Origin of the sequence: Bradyrhizobium sp. CER78, assembly GCF_029846235.1 — a bacterium.
GTDB lineage: Bacteria > Pseudomonadota > Alphaproteobacteria > Rhizobiales > Xanthobacteraceae > Bradyrhizobium.
In genome coordinates this window covers 377,577-390,280 of record NZ_JARVWP010000002.1, presented here as the reverse complement: position 1 = coordinate 390,280, position 12,704 = coordinate 377,577, and the positions used below count along the sequence as shown (strand labels likewise).

General features: G+C 60.5%; 14 protein-coding genes. All 14 read left to right on the top strand.

Annotation, left to right across the window (positions count from 1 at the left end):
- Nucleotide 1 precedes the first annotated feature (1 nt).
- Nucleotides 2–373, top strand: coding sequence for an MmoB/DmpM family protein (locus tag QDT69_RS04885; RefSeq protein WP_279705501.1), 372 nt, complete (start codon nucleotides 2–4; stop codon nucleotides 371–373).
- 120 nt (nucleotides 374–493) lie between these two features.
- Entirely contained in the window at nucleotides 494–1,513 is a 1,020-nt protein-coding gene (locus QDT69_RS04880) for an amidohydrolase family protein (RefSeq protein WP_279705500.1), read from the top strand.
- Nucleotides 1,514–1,518: 5 nt separating this feature from the next.
- Nucleotides 1,519–2,358, top strand: coding sequence for an iron-sulfur cluster assembly protein (locus QDT69_RS04875; protein ID WP_279705499.1), 840 nt, complete (start codon nucleotides 1,519–1,521; stop codon nucleotides 2,356–2,358).
- Between the two features lie 129 nt (nucleotides 2,359–2,487).
- Nucleotides 2,488–3,201: a hypothetical protein gene (locus tag QDT69_RS04870; protein ID WP_279705498.1), complete on the top strand. Its 714-nt coding sequence runs from the start codon at nucleotides 2,488–2,490 to the stop codon at nucleotides 3,199–3,201.
- An 80-nt stretch (nucleotides 3,202–3,281) separates the two neighbouring features.
- Nucleotides 3,282–4,913 (top strand): molecular chaperone GroEL, encoded by a 1,632-nt coding sequence (locus QDT69_RS04865; RefSeq protein WP_279705497.1) that lies wholly within the window; start codon nucleotides 3,282–3,284, stop codon nucleotides 4,911–4,913.
- A 152-nt stretch (nucleotides 4,914–5,065) separates the two neighbouring features.
- On the top strand, nucleotides 5,066–5,761 hold the full coding sequence (locus QDT69_RS04860; protein ID WP_279705496.1) for an MIP family channel protein: 696 nt from the start codon (nucleotides 5,066–5,068) through the stop codon (nucleotides 5,759–5,761).
- 116 nt (nucleotides 5,762–5,877) lie between these two features.
- On the top strand, nucleotides 5,878–6,372 hold the full coding sequence (locus QDT69_RS04855; RefSeq protein ID WP_279705495.1) for a hypothetical protein: 495 nt from the start codon (nucleotides 5,878–5,880) through the stop codon (nucleotides 6,370–6,372).
- Between the two features lie 121 nt (nucleotides 6,373–6,493).
- Nucleotides 6,494–8,536, top strand: coding sequence for a sigma-54-dependent Fis family transcriptional regulator (locus tag QDT69_RS04850; protein WP_279705494.1), 2,043 nt, complete (start codon nucleotides 6,494–6,496; stop codon nucleotides 8,534–8,536).
- Between the two features lie 8 nt (nucleotides 8,537–8,544).
- Complete coding sequence (locus tag QDT69_RS04845; protein WP_279705493.1) at nucleotides 8,545–9,000, top strand: hypothetical protein; 456 nt, start codon at nucleotides 8,545–8,547, stop codon at nucleotides 8,998–9,000.
- Complete coding sequence (locus QDT69_RS04840) at nucleotides 8,997–9,305, top strand: hypothetical protein (RefSeq protein ID WP_279705492.1); 309 nt, start codon at nucleotides 8,997–8,999, stop codon at nucleotides 9,303–9,305. The genes QDT69_RS04845 and QDT69_RS04840 overlap by 4 nt, the downstream gene beginning before the upstream one ends.
- A 24-nt stretch (nucleotides 9,306–9,329) precedes the next feature.
- The gene (locus QDT69_RS04835; protein ID WP_279705491.1) at nucleotides 9,330–10,445 is read left to right on the top strand and encodes a WD40 repeat domain-containing protein; all 1,116 of its coding nucleotides are present in this window, start codon (nucleotides 9,330–9,332) and stop codon (nucleotides 10,443–10,445) included.
- Between the two features lie 35 nt (nucleotides 10,446–10,480).
- A complete protein-coding gene (locus QDT69_RS04830) occupies nucleotides 10,481–10,663 on the top strand; it encodes a hypothetical protein (protein WP_279705490.1) in 183 nt (60 codons plus the stop codon).
- A 5-nt stretch (nucleotides 10,664–10,668) separates the two neighbouring features.
- Nucleotides 10,669–11,160 carry a hypothetical protein gene (locus QDT69_RS04825; protein ID WP_279705489.1) on the top strand — a complete coding sequence of 164 codons (492 nt, stop codon included), beginning with the start codon at nucleotides 10,669–10,671 and terminating at the stop codon, nucleotides 11,158–11,160.
- Between the two features lie 7 nt (nucleotides 11,161–11,167).
- Nucleotides 11,168–12,694 carry an integrase arm-type DNA-binding domain-containing protein gene (locus QDT69_RS04820; protein WP_279705488.1) on the top strand — a complete coding sequence of 509 codons (1,527 nt, stop codon included), beginning with the start codon at nucleotides 11,168–11,170 and terminating at the stop codon, nucleotides 12,692–12,694.
- Nucleotides 12,695–12,704: the final 10 nt, after the last annotated feature.

The window sequence follows — 12,704 nt, the reverse complement described above, 5'->3', positions numbered from 1 at the left end:
AATGTCCGTTGCTTCCAGAAGTGCGACCAACCAGAACATTTTCCAGAAGATGGGAGATCTTCGTTTCGAGCAAACGATCTCCCATCAGTGCGGCGTCACCATGAACGACAGCGTCGAGGCGCGAGCTATCGCGGAGTTCATGGGCAAAAAGCCGAATGTAACCGTGACCTATCAGCCCGCCCTGATCCGCATCGACGGCGAAGGCAAGCTGACCTTCAAGATGGATGAGATCAGCGAGATTCTCGGCAAGGACATGACCGCCGAGATCTTCGAGGTCAACACGTCAACCCATTACGGCCGAATGGTGCGTATCGACGACAACACGGTGACGCTGTTCGGCAACATGGACGAGGTCTTCGAATTCATCGAATGATCTTCGATCGGTCCCTCGCGACTGGGTGGAGCGACAGTTTCCGGCGTGAAGCTCCACCCGCCTTTTTCGATTCTGAAATTAAACCGCGGCTGTAATGCCATCGAACGGTAGGAGCTGACGATGTACAAGACGTCCACTGGGGAAGAAATCTTCGTCATTGATGGGCACGTCCACTTCTGGGACGGCAGTCCGCAAAATCAAAAGAATATTCACGGCAAGCAATTCATCGACTGCTTCTACGCCTATCACACGAACTTCAGTCCGAAAGAAGAGCACTGGCCGAAAGAGAAATTCGAAAGATACGACGCGAAAACCATGTACGAGGACCTTTTCGTGCATGGCTACGACGATATGGCGATCCTGCAATCGACCTATCTCAATGACTTCTACAAGAACGGATTCAATACGACCGAACGGAATTTCGCGCTCAAGAAGGCGCATCCTGATCGCTTCATCCTCAACGGGGCGTTCGATCCGCGTGACGGCAATGCTGGCCTCGAGTACATGCATGAGCTGAAGGAGAAGTACCAGATCGCCGGCGTGAAGCTCTACACCGCCGAATGGCGGGGTGAGTCAAAGGGCTACAAGCTGACCGACCCGGCGAGCTACAAGTTTCTCGAGGCCGCTGAAAAGCTCGGCATCAAGAACATTCATGTTCACAAGGGGCCGACCATCATCCCGCTGAACAGGGATGCATTCGATGTCGCGGATATCGATGACGTTGCGACCTCGTTCCAGAATTTGAACTTCATCGTCGAACATTGCGGGCTGCCGCGGCTTGACGATTTCTGCTGGATCGCAACCCAGGAAACCAATGTCTATGCCGGCCTGGCGGTCGCGTTGCAGTTCGTCTGGAGCCGCCCGGATTACTTCGCTCACATCATGAACGAGATGCTGTACTGGATCGGAGAAGACAAGATCCTGTTCGGCAGCGACTACGGCATCTGGACGCCGAAATGGCTGATCGACAAGTTCATGGCGTTCGAGCTTCCGGAGAAACTCTCGAAGGAGTCAAGGGTGACGTTCTCGCTGACCGGCAAAAAGAAGATTCTCGGCCTGAACGCGGCGCGGCTGTACGGAATCGATATCGAGAAGCAGAAGGCCAAGCTGAAGAGCGAAAAGCTTCAGGCCGCGGAGTAGAGCCAATGACCGGCCTTGCGAGTCAGTCTGATTGGAAAGCGGAAGTCTGGATGCAGCTCGCCACGGTGGTTGATCCGGAACTCGATGAATCGATTGTGGACCTCGGCTTCGTCAAGGGAGTCGAGCTCCATGAGGGTGATGTCGTTCACATCGCGTTCCGACTGCCGACATACTGGTGTGCTGCCAACTTCTCCTTTCTGATGGCAGACGATATTCGCAAGGCGGTCGGCGGGCTGCCCTGGGTCCGGAGCGTCGTCGTGACGCTCGACGAGCATATGTATGGAGATCAGATCAACGCCGGACTGGCGAAGGGGCTGTCGTTTCAGGAGACGTTTGGAGCCGAAGCGGATGGTGATCTGGAAGAGCTCCGCCGCACGTTCCTGGTCAAGGCGTTCCAGCGCCGGCAGATGGCATTGCTGAGCCACATGACGTCCGTCGGCTACTCGACAGATCGCCTGGTTGGACTGTCCCTGGCGGAGTTGCGAGCGTTGCCGCTCGATGAATCGGGCAAGGCTCTTGTTGCGCGCTATCTTGAGCGGCGGGATGTCGTGGGTCGGGCTCATTCCGGGGCGTTGGCTTTCGTGACGTCGGAAGGCCGGGCGCTGAAGGCGGAAACTTACTTCGGCTATCTGTCCGGGCTTCGGACCGTCGGTCTGAACGCCGAGTTCAACAGCATGATTTGTCGGGGCCTTCTTGCGGGTCGCGATCGTGAGGTCGAGGCTGGTCGGATGAAACAGGCTGCCGGCCATGGAGCGGCAACGACTTGCGGGACATGTGGTGGCGGCTGCGGGGTGCGAGCCGATGCATCGTCGGCGAAAAATGCCCATGCGGGCCAGGTCGGGTGACGAAACATGAGTGCGCCGCTCATGGAGGATGACCGGAAGGCCTGCGAAGGATGGGAGCGGCTTGCGCGGGCCAAAGAGCCCGAGCTTGACAGGACAATGGCGGCGCCTGGAATCGTCGGGCGAGCGACAATGGACGGAGATGATTGGGTCGATATCTTGCTACGGTTGCCGACCCGGTGCTGTTCCAGGGGCGTGGCGCGTCCGGAGGCCGACGATCTGGATCAAGCGGTGTCGTCGTTCCCATGGGTCCGCGAGGAGCGCCCGCAACTGTGGGATCAGAAGGACATCGGGAATGTCAGTGGTGGTGAGCTTACCGGTGAAGCGCCCGAGGCGGTCGCGGCCGGCAGCTTCCTCGGTCAACTGCGGCGAATCGCATTTGAACGATGTCAAGAAGTCATGATTCTTGCGCTGCGTGGAGTGGGCTATGAGGATCCGGTCATCTGCCGGATGAGCCTCGGCGATTTTGACGAGGTCGAGTTCGGTTCTGCGGATGTAGAACGCCAAAGATCTTGCTATCGCACGTGCTTGGTTGAGCGGCAGCTGGCCTCCGTCGCCAGTGACCGGGCGCTTGTTACTTACGAGGGAAGTCCCGTTGGGCCGCATCAACTGGTCTCATATCTCCGACGATTACGGGCAGCACGAATTAGCATGCAGCTCAATCGCGCGATCAGGCCGCAGCTCTTTGCCGTCATCGACGGCGAGTTGGAGAGAGGTCGGAACGAAGCAACGCTAGGGCTCAGCGGCAAGGCTACAAGAGTGGCCGCGCCGTGCGATCCGTTGCGCTCGATCCGAGAGGGCGGAGAGGCAGAGCAGCCTAGCCGCGGAAGGCCTCTGATCGAGTAGCCGGGCGCGCTGAGCTCCTGGGCGGTCAGCAGAGCCGCCCGACGAGATGAAGATGAGAAGAGGTTTGGGAGGGGAAGACAATGCCGAAAGTGCTGTTGCATGACATCGAAGCCCGCCGCGCTCTCGCACGCGGTGTTCAGAAACTTGCTGCTGCGGTTGAGACGACGCTCGGCCCCAAAGGCATGAATGCGATGGTCGACCGGCCGATCGGTACGCCGATCGTGTCACGGGATGGAGTTACCATTGCTTCCGAAATCGAGTTGCCGGATCGCTTCGAAAACATGGGCGCGCAGGTGGTCCGTGAGGTGTCGATGCAGACCAACGAAGTCGCCGGCGACGGCACGACGACGGCAATGGTGCTCGCAAATGGCCTGATCCAGGGTGGTGTCGCGGCTCTTGAGCGCGGCGCCAAGGCGGTGGATCTCTGCAAGGGCATCGATCGGGCCGTTGAGGTCGTCGTCGATGTCCTGAAGGGTTCGGCAGTGGCCGCATCGGACCGCAAGACGCTGCAGGCTGTGGCAACGATTGCGTCCACCGACGCCCATCTTGGCAGCTTGATCGCCGAGGCAGTGGAGCGGGTCGGCAAGGACGGTATCATCAGTTCCGATTATGGCCTGACGACAAACACGACGCTCGAGGTCGTGGAAGGCATGTCGTTCGATCGCGGCTATATCTCCCACCATATGGTGACGGACATTGAGAAGATGGAAGTGGTGCTCGATCAGCCCTACATTCTGTTGACGGATCTCAAAATCAAGGCGCCGGACGAGCTCGCTGCGGTGCGCTCGGCAGTTGCGCCCACCGGACGGCCGCTTGTCATCGTTGCTGAGGAGATTGCGCCCGAAGTCGTGCCGACGTTGCTTGGCGACGGCAACCGCGGCAAGGTCCTGGTGGTCAATCCTCCGGACTATGGCCATTGGCGCAAGGCGATGATGGACGATCTTGCGATCATCACCGGCGGGCGCGTGATCGCCCGCGAGCTTGGCGGCAAGCTGGAAGAGACCGGTCTTGCAGATCTCGGGACGGCGCGCCAGGTGCGGGCCAGCGCGCGTGAGACGGTGATCATTCGCGGCGGCGGCGACAGCACGGCGATCGCGGCGCGGCGTCAACAGGTCGCCAAGCAACACGATCTGGCACCGCCGAATATCGAGCAGGACAAGCTCAAGGAGCGATTGGCGAAGCTCTCGGGCGGGACCGCCGTGATATTGGCGGGCGGAGTCACTCCGGTCGAGCAGAAGCGCACCATCCAGCTCATCGACGACGCGCTCAGTGCCACGCGGGCGGCAGCCGAGGAAGGCATTGTTCCCGGTGGCGGCATCGCATTGGCGCAGTGCGCGCCGACGGTCGCGCGGGCCCTCGGCAACATCAATGGCGACCTGGGGGAGGGCATCAAGCTGGTGCGTGAGACACTGTCCCGGCCGGCTGCCTTGATCGCGCGGAACGCGGGGCATGATGAGAGCAAGGTTGTGGCTGAACTGCAAGGTGCGCCTGCGGGCGTCGGCTTTGATGCTGCCAATGGCAAGTTCATCAACATGATTGCGGCCGGTATCGTGGATCCGGTTCGGGTGACATACACGGCGCTTCGCAATGCGGCGTCCGTCGCCACGCTGGTGCTGACGACCAACACGCTGGTCGCCGACGTGCCGCAATATATCGATCCGACACAGGGGCCGGCCCTGGGAGGCGGTGCAGAGAAGCTTGGACGGGCATGAGGCATCGGTTCGCGGTTCGCGTTCCGCCGCGTCGATTGCAGATGCGGTCAAATTGCGGCTGGCCATTCGGCTCGGCCGCGCTGCTCGACGCGTCCCATCCGGGGCGCATCGGGCGTCGGCGGCGAAATCATCTTCGAAGAGGGGGGAGAGTTATGCGGAAGTATATTGCTGAGTTCATTGGAACGTTCGCGCTGGTGTTCTTCGGATGCGCGACTGTGATCTTCATGCGGACCGAGGTCGGATTACTTGGTGTCGCGTTCGCGTTCGGCCTGTCGGTGGTTGCGATGGCCTATTCGATCGGACACATCTCCGGGGCGCATCTCAATCCGGCGGTCAGCCTTGGGATGCTCGTTGCCGGCCGGGCGTCGCTGCGAGATTTCGTCGGTTATGTTATCGCGCAGTTTATCGGAGGAATCGCGGCGGCAGCTGTGCTGTACCTCATCGCGGAAGGCAAGATCGGGGGCTATGACGTGGCGGCGAATGGCTTTGCCCAGAATGGTTGGGGCCAATATGGCGTTCTCTCCGCGTTCGTGTTCGAGACGGCCGCCACCTTTCTGTTTTTGACGGTGATTCTTGGTGCGACGCAAAATGGGGCGTCCGCGGCCTACGCCGGGCTGGTGATCGGACTGACGCTTGTAGCCATTCATCTTGCTGGCATTGCCGTGTCGGGGGCATCGGTCAATCCGGCACGCTCACTCGGCCCCGCGTTGTTCGCAGGTTCCGAAGCATTGTCGCAGGTGTGGCTTTATTTCGTTGCACCTTGCTTCGGTGCCGCACTCGCCGGCTATGTCTTCAAGGCCGGAGTGACCAGCCAAATCGTGGCGACAGCGCAAGCGGCTAACGGATGATTGGGCGGTGACAACAATCGAGAACAAGCTACAATCTTGAAGTGCCGGTGTAAGCCACAGGAGGCGACTGCAACAAGCCTCCACGGTCATCGGAACAGATCGGAGGAGGAAACCGCGTGGTCTACATCATCTCCAAGCGCGACGGTCCGCATCGAGAACAAGTGGCGGCGAAGGACTTCATCAAAAAAAACCGCAGCAAGATTGACGCTGTCGCCAATCATCTGACGGGCGGGCGCTGGCAGGAATTGCGCAATCCCAAGCCGCCTCCGCAGCCCCAGCCGTCCGGAAAACTCTGGTCCACGCCGCCGGCGCTGCCGCAAGAAGCAGAACCCTATGTGCGGATCAGCCTCAATGGACGCGTCGTGATCGCTGATCTTGCGTCGGGCCGGCAACTTCATTTTGTCGGCGAACTGCGTGGCAATGGTCCTTCGCGATACTTCGCCCTGGCAACCCGCGAGAACGGCATCTTCGGGCCGATCGACGAGGCCGCCTACAAACCCCTTGCCGATCTCGAGGGGCTGAGTGTGCCCGACGAGGCGGCCGAGGAACAGCTGGAACGGATCATCGCAGAGCGCCTCGGCGTGAACGCGATCGCCAAGACCGTCGAATGAGTCCGCGATCTGAGCCCGCCGGGATCGCGGTCCCGGCCGGGGCTGGCTGAGGTCATTTCTGCCCGTCGGGTGTGCTGTCTGCCAACATACGTATGGTGCTCCAATGCTCACGGAAACGCTCATGGCCAAGCCGCCGTTTTCCATGGAAGGCTACAAAGCTCCGGATGGCACGGAAGGAGAGCAGGGCCGTCCATATGATGAGAGCGAAACCAACAGGGCTTGGGAAGACTTTCTGACGTTCGGAGACCTCCGGCGCAAGAATGCGCCGGTGCGGGGGGTCATCGAGGCCTCATGGCATCGCAGCGTCGATTCGGGCGTCAATGCACGTGGCAAGGGCAGTCATCTGGTTGCTTCGCCGGATGAGCTCTACGAACTGCGCCTGAAGAATGATGATTTGCTTGGTTCGAGCGCCGAGACCTTCCGCCGCGTAGCGGCGGTGCTTGGTGATGCAGCCACGATGCTGATCATCACCGACAACAACGGCGTCGTGCTGGAAGTGGGTGGCGATCAGCGAACGATCGATGCCGGACACGATATTCGCCTGGAGGTCGGTGCCGCCTGGAGCGAGTCAGTAACCGGTACGAACGGCATCGGTACAGCTCTGGTCACCGGCAAGCCGGTTCACGTCCACGCCGCGGAGCACTTTTCCGAAGGCATAAAGGCCTGGACCTGCGTCGGCAGTCCTATTCGAAGTCCAATCGACGGCAGTATTATCGGCATCGTCGATTTCTCTGGACCTCAGGCGATCTTCCACCGGCACAATGTGGCCCTGGCGGTCGTCGCAGCCAACCACATTGAGCTGGCGCTCTCCGAAAAGATCCGCATCGAGCGAATGCGGCTTCTTGAAGCGAGCATCTCGCGCATGCCTGGAACGACGCACACCGATGGCGTTGTCATTCTCGATCGGTTCGGCAGAATCGTTCATCACAACGACATGGCGTCGGTCCGCCTGCGGCGAATTTCGCACCTGCAGGACCTTTCCATCGGGACCCAGCTTATCGCCAGCAGTGAAGGTGTGTTGGCTGCAGATCTCGCGAAAGGGCTGCCGGAGGAGCTGCGTGAGCAGCGCATTGAGCCGCTGGTGATCGATGGGGCCGTGAAGGGCGCGATGCTGGTGCTCGCGTCGAAGCCGCGCGTCAATCTGGTGGGATCACGGATGTCGCCCAGTGCCTCCGCGTCGCTGTTGGCGGCGAAGGAAGCGATCGCCGGCTGCAGTGAAGTCTTGCTCCAGGCGATCGAAAAGGTCGAACGCGCTGCGCTCGGACGGTCCGCAATCCTGCTTGAGGGCGAGACTGGTGTCGGCAAGGAACTGTTCGCCCGCCTTGTTCATGCGGCCGGGCAGAAGACCGGCAAGGAACCCTTCGTTGCGTTCAACTGCGGTGCGGTCTCCAAGGAGCTTCTCGGTGGCGAGTTATTCGGCCATGCCCCCGGTGCCTTTACCGGCGCCACGCGCGAGGGAAAGCCCGGACGGTTCGAGTTCGCTCACGGCGGCGTGCTCAGCCTTGACGAGATTGGCGAGATGCCGCTGGACTTCCAGCCCTATCTGCTTCGGGTGCTCGAGGAACGGGCCGTGTACCGGCTTGGCGACAGCAAGCCTCGTCCGGTGGACGTCAGGCTCGTCGCGTCGACCAATCGGAATCTGAAACAGGAGGTCGCGGAGGGGCGGTTCCGAAAGGACCTGTATTTCCGGATTGGTGTCGTCAAGATCACCATTCCACCTCTCCGCGACCGCGTGGGCGATGTTGAGATATTGATCGATCATTTCAATCAACATTTTGCGACAACGTACAATACCCAGCCGCTGCGTTTCGAGGCGGATACGATTCAATTGCTGCGACACCATTCCTGGCCAGGCAACGTTCGGGAACTGCGCAATTTGATCGAGCACCTTGTCTTGATGACGCTCACCGGCATCGTCACCCCAAGAGACCTGCCCGAAGATTTCGTGGAGATGGCTGCCCAATCGCCTCCGGTGTCCCTGCCGACAGATCGTGGACCAACGGTGCCTGACGAAGATGTTGCGCGCTTCGACGAGGTCGAGCGGCGTGCCATCGAACGAGCGGTTGCAAACGCCGGCGGCAACATTGCGGCTGCCGCCGATAAGCTCGGTCTGTCCCGCGCAACATTGTATCGGAAGCTGCACCAGTACCGCTCGCGGTCCTGAGGATGGGAATGCCTATGTCGACTGGCCGGGATGATCCGGAAGCAGGAAATGAGCCCGTCGCGGCGGCAGAGCTTGCCACGAGAATTCTTGCTCGCGCGGACCGGGACATCACCTTCATCGTGCACCTGGTCGGCGAAAGCCACGATCTGCTGCTTCGGCATTTCGTCATGTTTATCGAGAATGAACTGGCGAAGCGCGGCGTCCGCTACGGCGCACATCCGCTGTTGCGGCCGTTTGTCGATACGCATGCGCGTGAGCTGACGGAGTTCGTTCTCAATGGGATCGGGTTGCAACATCAGTTCGGCCTGCAGGCGTTTGAGACGATGGCAGGTGATCCGTTGCGAATGCTCAGGGTTGATCTGTGGGATTCGTTGCAATCGCACATCGATCATGCGCAACGGCACTTCGTTTCAGGTGTCGGGGGACTGCAACGGATCTTATGCCAGCTTGAGGCAGGCGCATGAATACGGCGGCCCAAACGCTAGTGGACGTGCTGAACCAACGGTTGCAGGTCGTGCAGGAGATCGCATCAGTGCAGTCGCGCAATCTCCTCCATCGTCAGCGCAGGGGAGGAATTGAAGTTGAAATACAGCGGATCGAGAAGGAGATCGGGACGGCCGGAATCTCGGATACGCTTGCAGGATCACTTGCGGATGCCCGCGACCGCCTGCAACGAGAAAGCACCGAAATGGCAGCGGGCGATGCCCATTGTGCCGAGCTTGAGCGCCGGCTCGAAGAGCTGGACCGCCAGATTGCGGCTGCCAGGTAAACCGGTCGGAATGTGAGGCGATCGATGAACACGATGGAAGCACAGACCGCAACGCTCTACGAACTCCTTGGACGGCATTGGACGGTGGGAGCGCCGGTCGCAGACATTGCGTTAGACGCCGCTGGAGAGGCAGTCGCGTTCGCACTCGCCGATGGCGGGATAACGATTGCACCGTTGATTGACACGGAACCTCCACAAGATCGCTGCCGTACGGCGCTGGATGAGGGCCGGTCGACGATCATGCCCCGACGGAAGCCGGTGTTGCCGCTGTCCAGGGTGGTTGTCGGCGATGTTCAGCCCCATCTCGCACCCCTCGGGACCTCCGGCTTTGTCGCCAGCGATGGGGGGCGTCTGCTGCGGGTTTCGGCGTCCGGTGTGACGGAGCTCTTCGCCAGCCAAGGCTCTTCGATCGATCTTGTTGCCAGCGTGCCGGCCGGGGGGATTCTATCGGCGTCGGGTGGTTCGATTGTGTTCTACGATTCCAATGGTGATGTCGGTTGGCTCCAGCAACGCTCCGGAGGCAACGCATCGGCAATGGCGGTATCGCCGGATAGCAGACGCTTTGCGATCGCGGCGGACGGTCGGTTGCTTGTTCGAGCTTTCGGGGCACGACCCGATCCGGCCCAGTCATTCGAGTTAGGGCCGATTGCCAATTTGGCGTGGAGCCCTGATGGTGGCTGGTTGGCGGTTTCCATCGCAAAGAAGGAGATTGCGTTGGTTCGCTTGGCCGATGCATGGGTGGTCCGGATTTTCAGTTATCCCGCAAGCGTGGCTTCGCTTTCGTGGAGCGCGGACTCACGCCTCCTTGTTACAAGCGGGGCCTATCGTATGGTTGTATGGGATGTCTCCAGCCTCGGCGACGATCGTGAGAAGCCGGCCAGTGTGAGCACTGGCCGGGCAGGGTTCGTTCTTGTCGAGGCCGCCGAATTGCATCCCGAGCGGACCCTGGTCGCTGCGGGATATGCCGACGGACGGGTCGTTGTGGCGAAGGTGGGAACGTCCGACGAGCTGCTCGTCAAGCCGGCCGGGGGAGGCGCCGTCCAGAGCCTGCGATGGTCGAAGGATGGCCAGCATCTCGCGTTCGGGACCGCCGAAGGCGAGGCGGCGATCGTGACGTTTCCGGCGCATATATTCAAATAACCGGGCGCATTGCTGCAATCACGAGGGGAGAAGCCATGGCAGTTGCTGAATCGCTGAACGAGGCCGAAAGCAAGGATCAGTTCTTCAAGGAATTGGCAGAACTCTCCGAGCGAATGGTTGCCGCGCACGGAAAGGATTTTTCGATGGGGGCCTTGGTATTGGCCGCAAGGTTCATCGCCGAGAACAAGCCGTTTGAGCGCAGCGCCGTGGCACAGTAGGCCTGTTGGGGTGGACCGAAATAAATGCGCTGATCGAACCTGCGGCGGAAATCTGCTCCGGGCGTAGTGGAAGCTCATCAATCGCCTTGTTTGACGCGTCAACCAGGGGCCATCGCAAGCTTCGCCCGCAAGAACTCTCGCAGGCTGGTCGCTACCGTTCGAACCGGGGCGGAGCGTTTCAGATCGGTATGGAAAACCAACCACACATCGCGTTGTGCGATCTTTTCCCGCCGCGCTCGGACGAGGACTGGATCGCTCGCCGCGATGAAGTCGGGCAGTGCGGCTACCCCGCCGCCGGCGCGGACGAGAGCGAGTTGAAATTCAAGGGTGCTCGACCGGAGCGCCAGCGGCTTGTCGCCCGCCAGCCGGCGAAGGGCGGCCTGCTGGGCCGCACCTTCCAGGGCTTCGTCGTAGCCGATATCCATTACCTCAGGCGTAAAAAATTAGCCTGTTCGAAGGTGTTCGACGCCGTTCGTTTGGCTGGCAAAACCCCTTGAAAAACAGATGCTTCTGCGTACATCGGTGTCCGTCCCTGTTTGTTCTTCGCCGCCTCCAGCCGACCGATTTGTTGGTATTTTTGTTGGTATCGGAAGAACAAACGTTCTCGGTAAAATTACGATATTCCGAACGAAGAGAACAGAGCAGATGGCACGCAACAAAGGCGAGTGCGCCAATCCCGGGCAGATCAGGACCGACGTCGACTGCCGCGCCGCCGGGCCGAAGTTTCAGAACGGTGCGTGGCGAGCGACCAAGATTTCCGACGCGACCGGCGGCGGTCTCTATCTGTTGATCACGCCGGACCCGAGCAGAACCGGCAAAGCGGGCTCCAAGCTCTGGCGGATGGCCTATCGTTTTCACGGCAGGCAGAAGACCTATTCCATTGGGCCCTACGGCAATGGCAGCGACGGCACCGTCTCGCTCGCTACGGCACGCCAGAAACGTGACGCCGCAAAGGGCCTGCTCACACAGAACCGGCCGGTCGATCCCTCGATCGAGAAGCAATTCGAGCGCCATCGCCAGGCGGCCGAGCGGCCGTTCGGCGTGTGGATCGACGAATGGCTCGCGGAGAAGAAGACCGAGAAGATCAAGCGTGGCCGGCTTGTCACCGTGCGTAGTCCGCAAACCATTGCGCTGCTTGAAAGGTGGTCTGGCTACCTGAAGAATCGTTTCGGCAATCTCCACCGGCCGGACATCAAGCGTCCCGACGTGCTCGCCTTCTTTCGGACGATGCAGGCCGAGGGGAGGTTGGAGACCCGTGACCGGGTCCACAGTATCGGCGAGCAGGTCTGCGACTACGCCGACCTCGAAGGCGACGGCTATAATCCGTTCCGCGCCTGCAAGAAGCAACTCAGTGTCAACGTCTCAACCCCGCGCCCGGGCGTCACTGAACCCCAGGACATCGTTCGCCTCTTCAGCCTGATCATGCCGCTATGGCAAAAGGCCAGATTTGGCGACGTGGTCGGTGATGCCCTGCGGGTCGATGCGTTGACCGTCCCTCGTCCCGGCATGATCAACGACATGGAATGGACCGAAGTCGACTGGGATGCCAAGCGCTGGACCATCCCCGCGACGAAGATGAAGACCGGATGGGACCACGTCGTGCCGCTGTCACGCCAAACTCTCGCGATCCTGCGGCGCGTGCAACAGATCACAGGCAATCGGCGCTACGTGTTCGCTTGTGCCCAGGATGCGCCACTGTCGAGCAGAACGCTATGTCAGCGGCTGCGCGCGCTCGGCATTGATACCAAGGTCGAGCATTGCGCACATGGTTTCCGCACGACTTTCTCGACCCTTTGCCACCATGAGGAGATCGAGGAAACCAAGGCATGGGACAGCGACGTCATCGAGCTGCAATTGGCACATCTCGAAAGCAATTCGGTCAAGGCGACCTACAAACGGCATGGCCCCCTCGCACTGATCGGCTCGCGCACGAAGCTGATGCAGCATTGGGCCGACCGGATCGATGGCTTTGCCGATCCAAAAAAGATTGTGCCGGTCGAGGCAATCCGAGAAGGCTTCACAACCAGCTAAACTAGGCCTG